17 protein-coding genes are annotated in these 19,856 nt (G+C 40.7%); all 17 read left to right on the plus strand.

Annotated features, from left to right (window positions below):
* Positions 1–49: 49 nt before the first annotated feature.
* The gene (locus AC1TPB_RS15710; RefSeq protein WP_482077367.1) at positions 50–928 is read left to right on the plus strand and encodes a YitT family protein; all 879 of its coding nucleotides are present in this window, start codon (positions 50–52) and stop codon (positions 926–928) included.
* A 233-nt stretch (positions 929–1,161) separates the two neighbouring features.
* Entirely contained in the window at positions 1,162–2,211 is a 1,050-nt protein-coding gene (gene argC / locus AC1TPB_RS15715; protein WP_482077368.1) for an N-acetyl-gamma-glutamyl-phosphate reductase, read from the plus strand.
* Positions 2,212–2,231: 20 nt separating this feature from the next.
* A complete protein-coding gene (gene argJ / locus AC1TPB_RS15720; protein ID WP_482077369.1) occupies positions 2,232–3,473 on the plus strand; it encodes a bifunctional ornithine acetyltransferase/N-acetylglutamate synthase in 1,242 nt (413 codons plus the stop codon).
* A 20-nt stretch (positions 3,474–3,493) separates the two neighbouring features.
* Positions 3,494–4,282: an acetylglutamate kinase gene (gene argB / locus AC1TPB_RS15725; RefSeq protein ID WP_482077370.1), complete on the plus strand. Its 789-nt coding sequence runs from the start codon at positions 3,494–3,496 to the stop codon at positions 4,280–4,282.
* Positions 4,283–4,358: 76 nt separating this feature from the next.
* Entirely contained in the window at positions 4,359–5,549 is a 1,191-nt protein-coding gene (locus tag AC1TPB_RS15730) for an acetylornithine transaminase (RefSeq protein WP_482077371.1), read from the plus strand.
* Between the two features lie 282 nt (positions 5,550–5,831).
* Positions 5,832–6,089, plus strand: a complete 258-nt coding sequence (locus AC1TPB_RS15735) for a hypothetical protein (RefSeq protein ID WP_482077372.1) — start codon at positions 5,832–5,834, stop codon at positions 6,087–6,089.
* Positions 6,090–6,228: 139 nt separating this feature from the next.
* Complete coding sequence (gene argF / locus AC1TPB_RS15740) at positions 6,229–7,188, plus strand: ornithine carbamoyltransferase (RefSeq protein WP_482077373.1); 960 nt, start codon at positions 6,229–6,231, stop codon at positions 7,186–7,188.
* Positions 7,189–7,216: 28 nt separating this feature from the next.
* A complete protein-coding gene (locus tag AC1TPB_RS15745; RefSeq protein WP_482077374.1) occupies positions 7,217–8,449 on the plus strand; it encodes an argininosuccinate synthase in 1,233 nt (410 codons plus the stop codon).
* 14 nt (positions 8,450–8,463) lie between these two features.
* Positions 8,464–9,879 carry an argininosuccinate lyase gene (gene argH / locus AC1TPB_RS15750; RefSeq protein ID WP_482077375.1) on the plus strand — a complete coding sequence of 472 codons (1,416 nt, stop codon included), beginning with the start codon at positions 8,464–8,466 and terminating at the stop codon, positions 9,877–9,879.
* A gap of 368 nt (positions 9,880–10,247) precedes the next feature.
* The gene (gene ftsE / locus AC1TPB_RS15755) at positions 10,248–10,934 is read left to right on the plus strand and encodes a cell division ATP-binding protein FtsE (RefSeq protein ID WP_482077376.1); all 687 of its coding nucleotides are present in this window, start codon (positions 10,248–10,250) and stop codon (positions 10,932–10,934) included.
* Complete coding sequence (gene ftsX, locus AC1TPB_RS15760; protein ID WP_482077377.1) at positions 10,924–11,841, plus strand: permease-like cell division protein FtsX; 918 nt, start codon at positions 10,924–10,926, stop codon at positions 11,839–11,841. Before ftsE ends, ftsX begins: the two co-directional genes overlap by 11 nt.
* A gap of 12 nt (positions 11,842–11,853) precedes the next feature.
* A complete protein-coding gene (locus AC1TPB_RS15765; protein ID WP_482077378.1) occupies positions 11,854–13,068 on the plus strand; it encodes a murein hydrolase activator EnvC family protein in 1,215 nt (404 codons plus the stop codon).
* 168 nt (positions 13,069–13,236) lie between these two features.
* Entirely contained in the window at positions 13,237–14,691 is a 1,455-nt protein-coding gene (locus tag AC1TPB_RS15770; protein WP_482077392.1) for a S41 family peptidase, read from the plus strand.
* 100 nt (positions 14,692–14,791) lie between these two features.
* Complete coding sequence (locus tag AC1TPB_RS15775) at positions 14,792–16,108, plus strand: PDZ domain-containing protein (protein ID WP_482077379.1); 1,317 nt, start codon at positions 14,792–14,794, stop codon at positions 16,106–16,108.
* Positions 16,109–16,112: 4 nt separating this feature from the next.
* The gene (locus AC1TPB_RS15780; RefSeq protein WP_482077380.1) at positions 16,113–17,315 is read left to right on the plus strand and encodes a response regulator; all 1,203 of its coding nucleotides are present in this window, start codon (positions 16,113–16,115) and stop codon (positions 17,313–17,315) included.
* A gap of 253 nt (positions 17,316–17,568) precedes the next feature.
* A complete protein-coding gene (locus tag AC1TPB_RS15785) occupies positions 17,569–17,712 on the plus strand; it encodes a hypothetical protein (RefSeq protein ID WP_482077381.1) in 144 nt (47 codons plus the stop codon).
* A gap of 61 nt (positions 17,713–17,773) precedes the next feature.
* On the plus strand, positions 17,774–19,756 hold the full coding sequence (gene uvrB / locus AC1TPB_RS15790) for an excinuclease ABC subunit UvrB (RefSeq protein WP_482077382.1): 1,983 nt from the start codon (positions 17,774–17,776) through the stop codon (positions 19,754–19,756).
* The last annotated feature ends 100 nt before the right edge of the window (positions 19,757–19,856 follow it).

Raw genomic sequence — 19,856 nt, forward strand, 5'->3', positions numbered from 1 at the left:
TGTGTAGAGACTCTCCTTTTTTTACATCAGAAAGGTTGGTCCACATATTATGAAGCAACGATTAAGACGTGTAACGAAAGATTCACTATCACCTTCTATCCAAATCGCTTGGAACATTGTGCAAGTTTTGATTGGCTCTTGCATCTTGGCGCTAAGCTTTAATTTGTTTTTGCTACCACATGGCATAGCTTCAGGTGGTGTATCTGGTATTTCTATACTTGTCGAGAGACAACTACAAATACCGCCTGCAGTTACACAATGGTCATTGAACATACCACTATTCATTGCTGCGATCTGGCTGATTGGCAAGAAATTCGGCGTAAAATCGATATTAGGTTCGATCGTGTTCCCATTGTTTGTACTGCTGACCTCACATTTCCCTATACCGACGAATAATCCATTACTTGCCGCTATTTATGGTGGTATTGGCGTAGGAGTTGGGCTTGCGATCGTCTATCGAGGTGGAGGTTCCACGGGCGGGTTAGATCTTGCTGCTCAAATGCTGCATCGATTAACGGGTATTCCGTACAATCTGGCTGTTGTTTGTTTTGACGGGGCAGTTATTATCGGAGCGGCTATTATCATTTCTCCTGAGCTATCCCTCTATGCTCTGATTTCATTATTTGTAACGAGTAAGAGTATCGACTTTGTACAAAATGGACTTCAGCTCTCTAAAGTAGCTTTTATTATAAGCGAGCAAACGGAAGCGTTAGAACAAGCGATATTGCATGATCTTGATCGTGGTTTAACGAAGCTAGAAGGAACTGGTGGCTATACTGGTAATCCCCGTAATGTACTGATGGTTGTCGTTGCTCAGAATGAAGTATCGAAGTTGAAGAGAACGGTCGCTAAGCTGGATCCCAAAGCATTTATAATTATTAGTAATACTGGTGAAGTGCTTGGTAAAGGGTTCAAATCGTATCAATGATGGTATAAAATTCACGGTTTATACTCATTAATGCACATTGTATTTTTATAAGTATAGATGTATAATAATACAATAATATGCATATTCTCTTTCACACCTATATATTGTAAAATGAAGTAATAGGACAAATAAGCTAGCCTTATAGATGAGGCTTACATAAATGAATACTCCGGCCATTAAAGAAGAGGGAGTCCTCTTGGCGAAAAAAAAGAACTAGAAGGGAAGCGATCAATATGAGTAAGAAGCTAGGTATTGCAATTGTTGGTTCTACAGGATATGGGGGCGTTGAATTAATGCGCCTACTACAATCTCACCCCAATGCTGAGGTAACATCTGTCATTTCTTCGTCCAGTGCAGGTACGAAAGTGACGGAAGGATATCCTCATTTGCAAGGCATTCGTGAAGAGTTGCTTGATGATGTTAACCCAGAGCTAGTTAAGCAAAAAGCAGATATTGTATTTTTGGCGACGCCAGCAGGAGTTGCTTCTAAGCTAGCTCCTCAATATTTGGAGGCAGGTTTGAAAGTAATTGATCTATCCGGCGATTTCCGTCTGAAAGATCGTGCTGTATACGAGCAGTGGTATCAGAAGCCAGCAGCAGAGCAAGAGCATCTTGATCAGGCAGTATTTGGACTTTGTGAAATATATGGCGAACAAGTTAAAGATGCGCCGTTTATCTCTAATCCAGGCTGTTTCCCAACTGCAACATTATTAGGTCTTATTCCAGCGCTACAAGCAAACTTAATTGATCATTCTACTATTATCATTGATGCCAAAACAGGTGTCTCTGGTGCTGGTCGTGGTACGTCCTTAACTAATCATTATGCAGAACAGAATGAGAACTTTAAAGCTTATAAAGTAAATAAACATCAACATGTTCCAGAGGTTGAGATGGTACTTAGTCAAATCGCGGATGAGCCTGTTACGGTTACATTTACGACGCATCTTGTACCGATGACTCGTGGTATTATGACAACGATGTATGCGAAGTTGAAAAGTGATGTTACAGAGCAAGATCTTGTCGATCTATATGGACAATATTATGAAGGTCGTCCATTCGTACGTATTCGTCCGGAAGGTAACTGGCCAGCAACGAAAGAAGTATGGGGATCTAACTATTGCGATATTGGCTTCTCTATTGATAGACGTACGAACCGCTTAACGATTATATCTGTTATCGATAACTTGGTTAAAGGTGCAGCAGGTCAAGCGATTCAAAATATGAATTTAATGATGGGTTGGGATGAGCAGCTAGGACTGCAATTCGTTCCAACATACCCGTAATTTAGGAGGATTAGAGCGAGATGGCAGAAGATCAGCAAGCGGCTTTATTTACAATTGTTCAAGAAGGCTCCGTAACATCGCCACAAGGTTTTTCAGCAGGGGGTCTGCACTGTGGTTTGAAAAAAACTGATCGTCATGATCTGGGTGCTATTGTCTGTGAAGTTCCAGCAACGGCAGCGGCAGTATATACAACGAATGTATTTCAAGCAGCACCTATTAAAGTAACGCGTGAAAGTATTGCTAGTAAAGGTACACTTCGTGCGATGATCGTGAACAGCGGCAACGCTAATGCTTGTACGGGGGATCAAGGCGAAGCAGATGCTTATGCAATGCGTAATCGTTTTGCCGAGCAAATTGGTGTAGAAGCAGATCAAGTTGCGGTAGCTTCTACTGGTGTTATCGGTGAGCTATTGAAAATGGATAAAGTGCTTTCTGGCATTGAGCAGCTTCCAGCGCTACTAGAGAAAAGTGAAAAAGGCGCAGAAGATTTCAGCCAAGCCATTCTTACAACTGATCTTGTGAAGAAAACGATTTGCGTCGAGCTTGAAATTGATGGCAAGTTAGTGAAAATTGCGGGAGCAGCCAAAGGATCTGGTATGATTCATCCGAATATGGCAACGATGCTTGGTTTTGTAACGACGGATGCGAATATTAGTGCAGCAGCGCTACATCAATTGTTAGGTGCGGCTACTAATTTGAGCTTCAATATGATTACGGTTGATGGCGATACATCTACGAATGATATGTTAGTTGCAATGGCAAGTGGTCTTGCAGCGCACGATGAACTTACGGAAGCTCACCCTGCATGGGCAGCGTTCAAGGCAGCACTTACGCATGTATGTGTTGTACTAGCGAAAGCTATTGCACGCGATGGTGAAGGGGCTACAAAGCTAGTTGAAGTTCGCGTCGAAGGCGCTGTGAATGATTTTGCAGCACAAGCGATTGCGAAAACAGTCATTGGTTCCTCTTTAGTGAAATCTGCCGTATTTGGCGCAGATGCGAACTGGGGACGTATTATTGCAGCGGTAGGTCGTGCAGGTCAGCCCGTTGATCCTGCGACAGTAGATATTGCACTTGGTTCTATCGTTACATTAGAACAATCACGTCCGGTAGCGTTCGATGAGGATGCTGCCCTGCAATATCTTCAAGGAGACACTGTGGTGATCTCTATTAATTTGAATATGGATAACGGTACAGCAGTAGCATGGGGTTGTGACTTAACGTACGATTATGTACGTATTAATGCTGCTTACCGCACATAATAGTGCTGGAGGCTAATCGGATGACTAAGCAACGTTTTGTAATGAAATGCGGGGGTAGTACGTTAGCGGCTCTACCAAATCGGTTTTTCGAAGAATTGCGTGAACTACAAGCTTCTGGAGTAGCACCTGTTATTGTTCATGGCGGCGGCCCAGCAATTTCTGAAACACTTGAAAAGCTAGGGATTGAGACGGAGTTTGTTGAAGGATTACGCAAAACGAGCGATGAAGTACTTGATGTCGTTGAGATGGTGCTAGCAGGTCGTATCAACAAAGAAATTGTGCGTAAGATGGAAATGAACGGTGCAAGGACATTAGGACTTTCTGGTGTGGATGGTATGCTAATTCAAGCGAAACCCGTTGCCAATAGTGCCGAAGTTGGATTTGTTGGCGATGTAACCGATGTTAATGCTGCTCTTATCGAGGGCGTGATGGCTATGGGCTATATTCCTGTTATTGCTCCGATTGGTATTGATCGAAGTGGTCAACGCTACAATATTAATGCTGATACAGCAGCAGGAGCAGTTGCTTCTCATCTAGGAGTAGAGCGAATGATCGTCGTTACTGATGTGCCAGGTATTATGAAAACTGTTGATGGACAGAAGGTTACACTTCCGTCTGTAACGGTAGCAGAAATAGAAGAAATGATTGCTACTGGTGAAATTTATGGTGGCATGATTCCTAAAGTGCGTGCGGCAATTCAATGTATTCAAGGTAAAGTGCAGGAAGTTGTTATCGTAAGTGGACAAATTGAAGGCGTACTTACTCAGGCGGTTACCGCTGGCGGAGTCGGGACTGTTATTAAGCAATAGGGGATGCTTTCGATGCTACTTTTTATAGCAGCGAAGTATTCCATGTAGTTAATAAAAAGTTTTAGGAGTGTTGAATATGAGTCAAAGTACGGTAGAAGTAGCGGGTGAATCTGTATTTCCGACCTATGCGAGATTTCCACAAGCGATTGTAAAGGGCGAAGGCAGCTGGCTATGGGATAGTGAAGGCAATAAATATTTAGATTTCATGAGTGGTATTGCAGTAACTAACTTGGGGCATGTACCACAGCGTGTGAAGGAAGCACTAGTAGCGCAACTAGATCAGCTATGGCATATTTCAAATTGGTTCCACATTCCTAACCAAGCAGAGGCGGCTAAGCTAATTACAGACAATAGCTGTGGTGATGCTGTATTCTTCTGTAATTCGGGTGCTGAGGCGAATGAAGCGGCGATTAAGCTAGCTCGTCGTTATCAACAGCTTGTCGCATGCAATGGACGCTATGAAGTTATTACGTTCAAGCAATCGTTCCATGGGCGTACGCTAGCAACATTAACAGCAACGGGACAGGATAAGGTGAAGGAAGGCTTTTTACCACTACCTGGCGGCTTTACTCATATTGAACTTAATGATTTTGATTTGTTGAAGGCTACTATTAGCGACAAAACAGCGGCAGTGATGCTAGAGATGGTGCAAGCTGAGGGCGGTATCCTCCTTGTTGATCCAACATATATCAAACAAGTTGCTGAGCTGTGTAAGGCAGAAGGCGTGTTATTAATTGTAGATGAGATCCAGACGGGTATGGGTAGAACTGGTAAAATGTTTGCGTATGAGCATTTTGGCATTGAGCCTGATATTTTCACACTTGCTAAAGGTCTGGGTAGTGGCTTCCCTGTTGGTGCTATGGTAGCGAAGGAAGCGTTGAGAGAAGGCTTCACAGCTGGTAGTCATGGCTCTACATTCGGCGGTACACCTATTGCAACAGCTGCAGTGAAAGCAACAATTGAAACGATCGTTGAAGAGAAGGCAGTTGAGCATGCAGCCAAACAAGGTCAATACTTAATGGAACAGCTGCGTGAGCAGCTTAGTGATTGTTCTTTCGTCAACGAAGTACGTGGCTTAGGCTTAATTGTAGGGATTGAATGTAAGGAGTCGATAGCTAGTCTAGTTACGGAAGCACAAAGCGAAGGCTTGCTTGTCATTTCAGCAGGACCGAACGTCATTCGTCTACTTCCCAATTTGCTAGTATCGAAAGCAGAGATAGATCAGGCAGTACAAATACTAACGAAGCTAATTAGCAAACGTAGATGAAACTCTAAACATCCGACTGTGATCACGATGTGATTGTTCGTTGCATGAGCTGTACCGAGAAGTTAAATTTATAATGAAGTTACTACTTAGCCCGTTCACCAACGAAATAAAGCAAAAAGTTTCGTTAAAATGCTAAAGTAGGTCGTCCGTCAATGAAATAAAGCAAAAAGTTTCGTTAATATGCTGAAATAGGTCGTCCACCAACGAAATAAAGCAAAAAGTTTCGTTAATACGCTGGAACAAGTCGTCCACCAACGAAATAAAGAAAATAGTTTCGTTAAAATGCTGGAACAGCCTGTTCACCAACGAAATAAAGCAAAAAGTTTCGTTAAAATGCTGGAACAGGCCGTCCACCAACGAAATAAAGAAAATAGTTTCGTTAAAATGCTGGAACAGGCCGTCCACCAACGAAATAAAGAAAATAGTTTCGTTAAAATGCTGGATCAGGTTGTTCACCAACGAAATAAAGAAAATGGTTTCGTTAAAATGCTGGAACAGGCCGTCCACCAACTACGTGGTATCTTTTATCCAGGGATCTAAGTATTAGCGATGTAACTTTTCATTGCAGGAGGTTACATCAAAAAGTCATGAAAAGTTAGGCTTACGCTTCCGATGTAACTTTTCATTTACAGGAAGTTACATCAAGAAGTTAATGAAAAGTTTTAGGAGGTTTGAATATATGTTAGTTAGAACAAAGGAAGAAATCGCTCAAAGTATGAAGGGCCGCGATTTTCTAATGATGGTTGATTTCTCACAGGAAGAAATTATGTATTTGATCGATCTAGCTATTGATTTGAAGCAAAAACAAAAAGCTGGCATTGAACATAAAGTGTTGCAAGGAAAAACGATAGGTTTGATTTTTGAAAAATCTTCTACGCGTACGCGTGTTTCTTTTGAAGTGGGTATTTATCAACTAGGTGGTCAAGGTCTGTTCTTAAGCGGCAATGATCTGCAGATCGGTCGCGGCGAGACGATTCTTGATACCGCTCAAACTTTATCTCGTTATCTTGATGGAATTATGATCCGTACGTTCGAGCATCGTAAAGTAGTTGAGCTAGCTCGTGGCGCAACGATTCCTGTTATTAACGGCTTGACTGACCTATCGCACCCTTGCCAAGCACTTGCAGACTTCCAAACGATTTATGAGCAAAAGGGTACGTTTGAAAATGTGAAACTTGCATATATCGGCGACGGTAACAATATGGTACACTCTCTAATGATGGGTGCTGCCAAGCTAGGTGTTCATATGTCAATCGCAACACCAGAAGGCTATGAACCAGATGCAGATATTGTCGCACAAACAATGGCTGTCGCAGAAGATACAGGCGCAAAAATTGTTGTTTGTCATGATCCCAAAGAAGCAATGGAAGGCGCAGACTTCGTGTATACTGATGTATGGGCGAGTATGGGCCAGGAACAAGAGCAAAAAGAACGTGAACTTGCATTTGCTAATTATCAGATCGATGATAAACTTGTTCAATTTGCTAAGCCAGAATTTAAGTTCATGCACTGCCTACCGGCACATCGCGGTGAGGAAGTAACAGAGAGCGTAATTGATGGCGAACACTCTATTATTTTTGATCAGGCTGAAAATCGTCTACATGCTCAAAAGGCGATTATGGCTGCAATCATGTCCTAATAAATGAACGATGAAGGGAATCAATAACATGGCTAAAGATAAAATTGTATTGGCTTACTCAGGTGGTTTGGATACTTCAATCATCTTGAAATGGCTTAAAGAAACATATGACGCGGAAATTATCGCATTTACTGCAGATATCGGTCAAAAGGAAGAATTAGATGGATTAGAAGAAAAAGCTTTGAAAACAGGCGCTTCTAAAGTATACATCGATGATCTTACAGAAGAATTCGCAAAGGATTTCATCTTCCCAATGTTCCAAGCTGGAACAATGTATGAAGGTCAATACTTACTAGGTACTTCTATTGCACGTCCGCTAATAGCAAAACGTATGGTAGAAATCGCTCGTGCTGAAGGCGCGAAATATATTGCTCACGGTGCAACAGGTAAAGGTAACGACCAAGTTCGCTTTGAACTAGGCGTAGCTGCATTAGCACCAGAAATCGAAATTATTGCTCCTTGGCGTTCTGAGCAATTCCGTAACGATTTCCCAGGCCGTGCTGAGATGATTGCTTTTGCTGAGAAGCATGATATTCCAGTATCAGCGTCTGCGGCAAAGCCTTATTCTACAGACCGTAATTTGCTTCATATTAGTTTCGAGAGCGGTGTGTTAGAAGATCCTTGGTTCGATCCAAGCACGGAAGAAAATGAGCCAATGTACGTACTAAGCGTCTCTCCTGAGCGTGCTCCGGATCAAGCTGAATACGTTGAGCTTTCCTTCGAGCAAGGTAACTGTACAGCTATTAATGGTGAAGCAATGTCTCCACTTGCAATTATGGAGAAATTGAATGAGCTTGGTGGCAAACATGGTATCGGTCGCGTTGATATGGTCGAAAATCGCTTCGTAGGTATGAAGAGCCGCGGCGTATATGAAACACCAGGCGGAACTATTCTATTTACAGCACATCGCAAAATGGAATCACTAACAATGGATCGTGAAGTTATGCATCTGCGTGACTCTCTGATCTCAAAATATAGTGAGCTAGTATACAATGGTTTCTGGTTCGCTCCTGAACGTCTTGCATTGCAAGCACTAGTAACAGAGTCTCAGAAAAATGTATCGGGTGTCGTTCGTCTGAAATTGTATAAAGGTAATGTAATCGGCGCTGGCGTACAAAGCCCAGTAAGCTTATACAATCCTGATATTGCTACAATGGAAGCTGATCCATCACAAGCATATGATCAAGGTGATGCAACTGGATTTATCAATTTGAATGCATTGCGTTTGAAAGTTTCTGCTGGCGTAACTCAGAATAAGTAGGGAGTGCTGAAGAAGTGAGTAAGCTTTGGGGTGGCCGTTTCACGAAAAAAACGGATCAATTAGTTGAAGAATATACAGCGTCTATTACATTTGATAAGGCGCTTGCTGAAGAAGATATTCAAGGTAGTTTAGCGCATATAACGATGCTTGGTAAGCAAAACATCGTGCCGCAAGAAGATGTTGATACGATCAAAGCGGGTCTATTACGAGTATTAGAACGTATTAAAAATGGTGAGCAACAGTTTACGATTGGTGATGAAGATATTCATATGAATATTGAAAAAGCATTAATTGATGACGTTGGCGCTGTTGGTGGTAAGCTGCATACGGGACGTAGTCGTAATGACCAAGTGGCTACAGATATGCATTTATGGCTTCGTAAACGTGTCGTAGAGTTCGTTGAACTACTTCGTAAGCTACAAGAAGCATTGATCGGACAAGCTAAAGCCAATATTGATACAATCGTGCCAGGCTATACGCATTTGCAGCGTGCGCAACCGATTCTATTTGCACATCATATGATGGCTTATGTATCGATGTTCGGTCGCGATATTGAGCGTCTACAAGATAGCTACAAACGTATTAATGTACTTCCGCTTGGTGCTGGTGCACTTGCAGGTACGACATTCCCGATTGATCGTCATTTCGTGGCAAGTCAATTGAATTTTGATCGTGTATATGAGAATAGTCTTGATGCAGTAAGTGATCGTGACTTTATTCTAGAGTTTCTAGCAGATGCATCGATCATTATGATGCATTTATCCCGTCTAAGTGAAGAATTAATTTTGTGGTCTAGCACAGAATTTAACTTTGTCGAGCTTGATGATGCTTTCTGCACAGGCAGCAGTATTATGCCGCAGAAGAAAAATCCTGACGTACCAGAACTTGTTCGTGGTAAAACAGGACGTGTCTACGGTAATTTGATGGGCTTGCTAACTGTATTGAAATCTTTACCGCTAGCGTATAACAAAGATATGCAAGAGGATAAAGAAGGTATGTTTGATACGGTAACAACGATGCAGGGCGCACTTCAATTGTTTACACCGATGATCGCGACGATGACAGTTAATAAAGCTCGTATGCGTCAAGCCGTTAATCAAGACTTCTCTAATGCTACGGATATTGCTGACTTCTTAGTTAATAAAGGTCTACCATTCCGTCAAGCACATGAAGTTATCGGTAAAACTGTTCTATACTGCATCGAAAACAATAAATATTTGCTTGATCTAAGTATGGAAGAATTTATTCAGTTCTCAGATTTGTTCGACGAACGTATATATGAAGTGCTTCAGCCTGAACAGGTTGTTAATGCACGTAATGTATATGGCGGAACAGCTAAGCCACAGGTTGAAGCTGCCATCGGCCGTGCTGAAGAAGCAATGTCTACGACATCTGTGTGGGTTGCTGAATATATGGAGCGCAGCCAATAATTTTATTCAAACTTACAATAAATGAACAATTCGCCTCTCTGAACAGGATATGCTGTAGCATATCCTGTTCAGAGAGGCGTTTTAAACATATCGGAACAGTGGGAACTTATCGCAGCGTGCATCCAATCATGATGTGCCTATGCGAAATTGATATTTAACGCAAGTAAGCGATATAAGCGCGAGGCAGATAGCTTGCATATAGTATTAGGAAGAGGATTTCACTTATACTATTATGACAGCATACAACAGCATACAACGTTATTGAAAAATGAGAAAAGTGAAAATTGACTCATAATAGCGATACATTGAAGGAATTAGCTGTAAACTGTCGAATTTGTAATATTGAACTTTCTACAGGATGTGATAACGTGATTGAAATGGAAAAGATAAGAAAAACGTATGTTGATGGTACTATAGCGCTCGATAATATATCCGTAAAAATAGATCGCAATGAATTTGTCTATTTGGTTGGTCCATCAGGAGCGGGTAAATCTACATTTATGAAGCTGATATATCGCGAAGAAATACCTACAACAGGTCAGATTTTCGTGAATGGCTTTAATATTGGTAAGTTAAAGCAACGTAAAATTCCGTATGTTCGTCGTAATATTGGGGTTATTTTTCAAGACTTTAGATTGCTTCCCAAGCTAACGGTATTCGAAAATATTGCCTTTGCGATGGAAGCCATTGAAGCACCCCGTAAAGTGATTAAGAAACGTACGATGGAAGTGTTAGAGCTGGTCGGATTGAAGCATAAATACAAAAACTTCCCGTCCCAATTATCAGGCGGCGAACAACAAAGGGTGTCGATTGCCCGGGCAATAGTGAATAATCCGTCAGTTATTGTGGCTGATGAGCCGACAGGAAATTTAGATCCAGATACATCGCTAGATATTATGAATTTGCTCGAAGAAATTAATTTCCGTGGTACAACAATTGTTATGGCAACTCACAATAAAGAGATTGTGAACTCTATGCGAAAACGCGTCATTGCTATTGAAAATGGCAGTATTGTACGCGATGAGCAAAGAGGGGAGTACGGTTATGAAATTTAGTACGATGACTCGACATATGCGTGAAGGGTTCAAAAGCATTATTCGTAATGGCTGGATGTCTTTCGCGTCTATTAGTTCCATTTTTATTTCTTTATTTATACTAGGTGTATTTATTTTATTAGCATTGAACATGAACTATATGGCTGCTCAAATGGAGAGCCAGGTACAGATTCGCGTATACTTTGAAACGGATGCAACTGATGAAATGATTACAGATGTGCAAAATAAAATCGGAAAAATTAACGAAGTGAGCAAGCTTACATATGTATCTAAGGAAGAAGGGCTTGCATTTTTACGAGATAAAATGGGGGAAGACAATAGTGATTGGTTAGAAGGCTATGATGATGAAAACAATCCGCTGCCAATCTCCTTAACAATAGAATTATCCGATACACAGCTCGTAGATTCTATTGCGCAACAAATTGATATTCTTAATGGTACGTTCGATCCAAAGCCGATCAAAGAAGTGAAGTATGGTAATGAGACGGTGGAAACATTGTTTAAAATTACGAATGCAATCCGCAACGCTGGTTTTGCTATCGTTGTGGCATTAGCAGTTACGGCCATGTTACTAATTTCTAATACTATTAAAATGACAATTGTAGCAAGAAAAAGAGAAATTGGCATTATGAAGCTAGTAGGTGCGACCAATGCATTTATTAGATGGCCGTTCTTTATTGAAGGTGCATTAATCGGTATTATAAGTTCAATCGTAACAACGGTAATCATATTAATTGGTTATGATCAAGTTATTCATATTTTCCAGTATGATCTTTCTCTTATGTTGATCCAATTATTGCCACTGGAACAGGTAATTACTTTAACTGCGACGATAATGATAACGCTAGGCTCACTTATTGGTATTTGGGGTAGTGTCATGTCGGTACGTAAGTATTTGAAAGTGTAGGTGAACGCCGTAATGAAAAGAATGGTATTATATCTAACTTCATTTGCTTTACTTGCAACGATTATAGTAGGTTCTGGAAGCAGTAGTGCTTCAAAGCTTTCTAAAATTGAGCAAGATATTAAGGCTGCCAATGAGCAAATTAGAGCGGCCGAGAAAATAGCAGCTGCAGCTGCTGTTGAAGCACAGCAGGCTGAAGAAGAAAAAGCTACGATTACGAATAAAGTTGTAAATCTTGAATTAGAGCTTCAAAACCTAATGTCCGAAATCGAAAAAGTTGCACAAGATAAACATAAAACAGAGCAAGAAAAAAGTGATAAAGAAGAAGAAGTATATGTAACGGGCCAGGAGCTTGATGCTGCAATTGCCCAAGTAGAAAAACGGGATGAATTGCTGCAAAAGCGTACTAGACTTATGTACTCTAATGGTGCAGTATCTTATCTTGATGTACTATTAAGCGCAACAAGCTTTACAGATTTCTTGGATCGTTTCGATGCGTTGCAAATCATTTTACAATCAGATCGCGAAGCATTGGATCAGTATAGGGTTGATCAAGAATTAGTTGAACAGAAAAAGATTGAAGTAGAGGAGCAGCTAGATGAGCTTCAAACATTGTATGCAAAGCTAGAGGCAGAGCAAGCTTCTCTCATTCAGAAGGAAGCTGAAAAGGAAACATTAGTTGCTGCTTATAACGCGCAGGCTAATCAGTTAGAGGAGCATATTGAAGAATTAGAGGTCATTAGTGAAGAGCAAGAACAATTGCTTGTCGGATTGGCTTCGGAAATTTCAAAACTGAATGCCGAGAAGAAACGTATTTCTAATCCATACAGTGGCGGGAAACTTGGTATTCCAATTGCAGAGGGATATCGCCTTTCATCTAACTTCGGTGTTCGTATTCATCCGATTACAGGAGTGAAGAAAGCACATAACGGAATAGACTTTGCTGCAGCATCAGGAACATCTATTTATGCAGCTGAGGATGGAATTGTTCTTATATCGAAATATTGGAGCGGATATGGTAACTGTATTATTATTGACCACGGTAACGGTATTTGGACATTGTACGGTCATATCAAAAATGGCGGGCTGCTTGTAAGTGCAGGAGACTCTGTCAAACGTGGCGATAAGATTGCGCTAGTTGGTAGCACCGGAAACTCTACAGGACCGCATTTACATTTCGAAGTACGTAAAAATGAGGTTCCAGTTAATCCATCAAGTTACTTAAAGTAATATATAATCATCATCAATGGGCTCTCTATTGCAAAATAGATAGCCTATTGCTATTCTAAGTTCAAGTTCTATTTTGTGAACGACTTATCTAAAGTAAATAATTTCACAACAAATGTCATATACTATAGTAGACGAGCTTAAGCAAACTAGGATAGGTGGTGTAAGTTGATGCAATTTAAGGGACGTACAGTTTTTGCATTCGTTGTTATGACGATTGTAGCTTCAGTGTTCGTCACGATGATCGTTACGGACAAGTTGGATGGAAATCCAGTAGTTGCTTCTACATCTTACGTATCAGCTGCTACTGATGCAAAGAGTCAATTAACAGCTGATGAGCTAGAACGAATTAATACAGTGATTAAGTTGGTAGAAACAAAATATGTGTCAGACATAGAACGTGATGAGCTTGTTAATGGCGCAATATCAGGCATTATGAATGCTTTGGATGATCCTTACTCCGTATACATGGAAAAAAGTATAGCGAGTCAGTTCTCACAATCTATTGAAGGTTCTTTCTCAGGAATCGGGGCAGAGGTAAGTAGTGAGAAGGGTCAAACGGTCGTAGTGTCACCGATTAAAGGTTCTCCTGCTGAACGTGGTGGTTTATTAGCGAAAGATATTATTATCTCTGTTAATGGCGATAGTCTTGCTGGCTTGACATTACAAGAAGCGGTTAATCTAATTCGTGGCGAAAAAGGAAGTAAAGCTAAGCTAGAAGTGCTTCGGACAGGTAATTCAGAGCCAATAACTGTTGTACTTATCCGTGATGATATTGATATTGAAACGGTATATTCTACGATCGATAAACAAGGTATTGGTACCATTGAAATTACACAGTTCTCCATGCACACGGCAGAACGCTTTGCTGCAGAATTAACTGCACTAGAACAAAAAGGGTTGAAAGGATTAGTTATCGATGTTCGTAACAATCCTGGAGGTGTGCTACAAGGTGTAGTGGAAATTGCGCAGCTAATGATGAAAGAAGGCAACGTTGTCGTTCAAGTGGAAGACCGTGCTGGTAAGAAGGAGAAAACGTTTGCTCAAGGTGGCAAGCAGAAGGACTATCCAATTGTTGTGTTAACGAATGGCGGTAGTGCTAGTGCCTCTGAGATATTAGCAGGTGCGCTACAAGAAGCAGCGGGCGCAACGGTTTTAGGACAGCAAACCTATGGAAAAGGTACAGTTCAGGTTAGCTTTAACGAAGCACTATCCGACGGCGGATTAATTAAGTTAACGATTGCCAAGTGGCTGACTCCTAAAGGGAATTGGATTAATCAAAAGGGAGTCACTCCAGACATTGTCGTTGAACCTCAAGCTGTGTACAGTGTCGCTCGGTTGAACTTAAGCGATGATTTGAAAGCTGATCAATGGAGCGAACAGGTTCGCAGTTTGCAAGTGATGCTAGAAGCGTTAGGCTATAAAGTTGATCGCACCGATGGTTATTTCAGCGAGCAAACGAAAGCGGCTGTTGAAGTGTTCCAGAAAGAGCAACAACTTCTGGATACAGGCATCGTTGACAGTGAAACGGCAACAAAGCTTGAAACAAAGGTGATTGAATATATCCGTGATGCTCAGCATGATGTGCAACTTCAAAAAGCATTAGATCATGTAGGCAGGAAATAGTTGATTTTCGTCGAATTATTTAAAGGTTGGTTTCTCTTTCGTGAGAGGCTAGCCTTTTTCTTATTTTGTTACTATGAACATTCGAAGGGGTGTATGAGCGGTGGGCGATATAGAACTTTGGCTTCAAGTAGTAGGGAAAGCCCTGGTTTCCTTATTGATACAACCGTTTTTTTATATTTCAGTGTTATTATTACTTGCGATGTTTTTGTATCGCGTACGTATGGAACGTTCAATGTTTTCAGTGAAATTGAAGGAATGGAAGCTTTCCATGTTTTTTATGATATTAGGTGGGATCATAGCTGCAATCATTGTTTCTATTATTGCTGCAGTATTGGGCTTTACATTAACTGTCTCAACCGTTTATTGGCTATGGTCTATCATGATTATACTGATGATGTTCAAAGTTCGCTTTTTGACAATATCATACGGTGCAGGAATTGTGTCCCTACTTCATCTTATTGCTTCAGCTATAGGTCCGCTTTCTTTACAGAAGGATATAGCATTCATCTATGAAACGTTGCTCGATATTAACGTCATCAGTGTACTTGTTATAAGCGCATTACTTGGAGTAGCACAAAGTATATTAGTACGTATTCAACATAAATATATGGTCAGTCCTGTCTACATGTCAGGCAAACGCGGTAAAGTCATTGGTGGTTATGTTTTGCAAGGCTACTGGCCTGTCCCATTACTATTATTTATGCCAGTATCAGCAGAACAATCTGGAGCATTTTTATTTAATACGGCATATGGACAACCATTTTTTATGGCTATGTCGGGCGAAGCGTGGTTATTACTTGCCTGTCCACTAATGATTGGGGTAACCCAATTAACGAAAGTGATGACGCCCAAGCAGCTTGCACAGCGAGTGTCTCGACAAGGCTTAGTAGTTTCTATTATCTTATTACTATTAGCTGTTGGAGCATGGTGGTTCAATGCCCTTATATGGGTAGCTGCAATACTAACCGTGCTAGCTACAGAGTTATTAAGTTGGTATAATCGCTCGCAGGAATCGAAGCAAGCTCCTTTGTACGCTCAGGATGACAAAGGCTTGAAAGTATTAGCTGTCGTGAAAGATTCCCCTGCCCAGCAAATGAATATTGAAATAGGCGATATTATTGTTAAGGCGAATGGGCAGGATGTCAATTCCTTGGAACAACTGTATGATGCGATGTCTATTAACCCTGCCTTTTGTAAATTAGCGTTACTTAACCACAATAGAGATTTGAAGTTTGCTCATCGGACGCGCTATGCCGATGAACATCATCAACTTGGTATTATTTTGGCACCAGATGAACAAGCCAAATATTTAGCCAAATATATGGAACCATCTCTGTTCACTTGGTTAAGTAGAACGAAGCTACAACGACAGAGCGGCATGAATAAAGCTGAATCAGCAGCACCATCTATAACATAAGGGCATGGCAATAACTCTGAAAGTATTAGAACTGGCGGTGCTTAGCTTGCAGCTACTATTAGTTGATGATGAAAAATTAGCTTTAATGCAGTTAGAACGGATGGTAAAAAGAGTATTCGCTGATCGAGATGAACAAGACATTGTCATTCATAGCTTTCAGTTAGTAAGCGAAGCTATCCAATATGCCAAAGCGAATAAGTTTGATGTTGTCTTTCTTGATATTAATATGCCAGAGATGTCAGGGCTTGAAGCAGCTGATTTACTACAACAAATGACACCAAACATTGAAATTATATTTGTAACTGCATATGATGAATACGCTGTACAAGCATTCGAATTAAATGTGATGGATTATTTGTTAAAGCCGTTATCAATGCAACGTCTAGAGAAAACAATGGAGCGACTATATAGTAAGATGGAAATTACTGTACCACAACGGGATATTACAAATACAACATATCGACAAAGCATATACTGCATGAAGAAAATTCGATTTCAAGCGGCACATGGTGATATCGTCTATCCCAAATGGAGAACGGCAAAAGCACAAGAGTTATTTGCCTATTTGCTACATCGTCGTGGTGAATTTGTACCTAAATATAAAATTATGAATATGTTTTCTCCCGAGCTAGATAAGAAACGCGCGATGACGCAACTATATACCGTTGTCTATCAAATAAGAAAATGCTTGAAGGATTCGGGGATCGATGTGAAAATCGATAACGATAGTATTCAGGAAGGCTACTGTTTGCGCATAGACAATATTGATTTGGATGTTGAAGTATGGGAATCATTAGTTAACGAATTAGACGAAACGGATCCACACTATTATGAGAAGCTAGAATATTGTCTGGTGAAATATGATGGCGATTATATGGAAGATTATGATTATTTATGGGCTGAAAGCGAACGTGAACGGCTACGGCAGTTGTGGGTCCATCATGCAAGGCAATTACTTCTGTATTTATATAACGAGAGCGAATGGGCAAAAGTATTGAAGCTAGGAGATCGTTTCAATCAGTTTAGTCCGTATGAATTCGAATATGGTGTCTATGTGCTTGAAGCATATCATCGACTAGGTCAGTATGATAAGCTTAAGCAATATTATGAGAAACAAGCGCAAGAACTGTTGGATGAATTAGATATGCCGTTACCTGATAAAATGGTGAAATGGTATGAAGATTGGACGAATAGCCGCAAGTGTTAAACCAATATTGGTTTAGTACTTGCGGCTGTGGCTGTTTGGGGGATATAATAAGAAAGGGAACATACATTCCCCTGTAGAGGATGCTCTAAATATCCGACTATGATCACAATGGTTCGCTTATTTCATAATCTACATCATTAATGATGATAGAAAAATTTAGAATTTATAACTTTAATCAGTAGTTGAACAACATACATTTTGACTATACTAATAATATAAGTTCAACAAGCTTAATTTTGAACGACCTATTCAAATGAAAGTTCAACAAGCGGGCTTTCAGAACCGAGAAGATGGAGCGCTACTTGAGAAAGGCGGAAGCGCAAGTGTACGTGTTTGGTACACGCGAACCGTACTTTCCAAGTTCGCTTCATATTCGATGTCGAGTATGCTACGTTAGTATACTCATCGTTATCAAAGCCCGCTTTTTGAACGACCGCTAAATGTGGTGGGAGGAAATCATGTCACAATTTGAAATAGTATCGAACTATGAGCCTAGAGGAGATCAACCACGAGCAATTGAACAATTAATCGAGGGTTTGCAGGAAGGCAAGCGGCATCAGACATTACTAGGAGCAACAGGTACCGGTAAAACGTACACGATGGCTAATGTTATTGAACGTGTCAATCGTCCAACACTCGTTATTGCCCATAATAAAACACTTGCTGCACAATTATGCAGTGAGTTCAAAACTTTCTTCCCTAACAATGCGGTTGAATATTTCGTAAGTTATTACGATTATTTTCAACCAGAAGCCTATATTCCATCTACAGATACATTTATTGAAAAAGATTCTAGCATTAATGATGAGATAGATAAGCTACGACATTCAGCAACAAGTTCGTTATTCGAACGTCGCGATGTCATTGTTGTAGCCAGTGTTTCTTGTATATACGGCTTAGGTTCACCAATAGAGTATGGAAGTATGGTTGTGTCATTGCGAGTAGGGATGGAAAAATCACGTAATGATATTCTTCGTGCTCTTGTTGACATTCAATATCAACGTAATGATATCAGTTTTACTCGTGGTACGTTTCGTGTTCGTGGTGATGTGGTTGAGATTTTCCCAGTTGCTAATAATGAACGCGCAATGCGCATTGAATTGTTTGGTGATGAGATTGAACGGATATGTGAGATGGATGTTCTTACGGGTGAAGTGTTAGGAGAACGTGAGCATATTGCGATATTCCCTGCTTCCCACTTCGTCACACAAGAAGAGACAATGAAGCGAGCGATTGTCAATATAGAGCAAGAGCTTGAAGAGCAACTAGCTAATTTCCGAGAACAAGGAAAATTACTGGAAGCGCAAAGATTAGAGCAACGAACTCGCTATGATCTTGAAATGATGGCTGAAATGGGTTTTTGCTCCGGTATTGAGAACTATTCAGGTCCACTGACATTTCGCGAGCGGGGGGCAACGCCCTATACACTATTCGATTATTTTCCAGATGATATGCTCGTTGTTATTGATGAATCGCATGTATCGCTACCACAGATTAGGGCGATGTTTAATGGCGATAAAGCAAGGAAAGAAATGTTGATTAATCATGGCTTCCGCTTACCTTCAGCATTGGATAACCGCCCACTGCGCTTTGAGGAGTTTGAAGGGAAAACGAATCAATTAGTTTATGTTTCAGCAACGCCTGGTCCATATGAGATGGAACATTGTCCGACAATGGTTGAACAAATTATTCGTCCAACAGGCTTGCTTGATCCAGTCATTGAAGTGAGACCTTCAAAAGGACAGATCGATGATCTACTACATGAAATCCATTTGCGTATTGCTAGAAATGAGCGTGTGCTCGTTACGACATTAACGAAGAAAATGTCAGAGGATTTAACGGATTATATGAAGGATATTGGTCTTAAAGTTCGTTATCTGCATTCTGAGATCAAAACATTAGAGAGAATCGCAATTCTTCGTGATCTACGGCTTGGCGTATTCGATGTGTTAATTGGAATCAACTTACTAAGAGAAGGGCTTGATCTACCCGAAGTAAGCTTAGTAGCTATTCTCGATGCTGACAAAGAAGGATTTTTACGTTCTGAGCGCTCACTTATTCAGACGATTGGTCGAGCAGCACGTAATAGTGAGGGCTTTGTTATTATGTATGGAGATAAGATTACGAATTCTATGGATCTTGCATTGAAGGAGACATCTCGTCGTCGCGATATACAGATTGCACATAATGAAGCGAATGGTATAGTGCCTCAGACGATCCAAAAAGATATTCAAGGTGTTATTGAAGCGACGAAAGTTGCAGAATCGAAGGCGGATTACTTAACAGATGCAGCAAATAAGAAACTTACGAAGAAGGAATTGGCAACAGTTATTCAAAGGCTGGAAGTGGAAATGAAAGATGCAGCGAAAAACCTGCAGTTCGAACGTGCGGCAGAGCTGAGGGATGCGTTGTTGGAACTAAAAGCAGAACAACTAGGATAGGGAACTCTAGTTATCCAACTGTGATCACGATGATTATGCTAACGTAGCATATTCGGCATCGAATATGCCCTCCATCGAAAGCCTGTGTGTGCTCGTGTAC

The organism is Paenibacillus sp. Y951, from assembly GCF_056786395.1.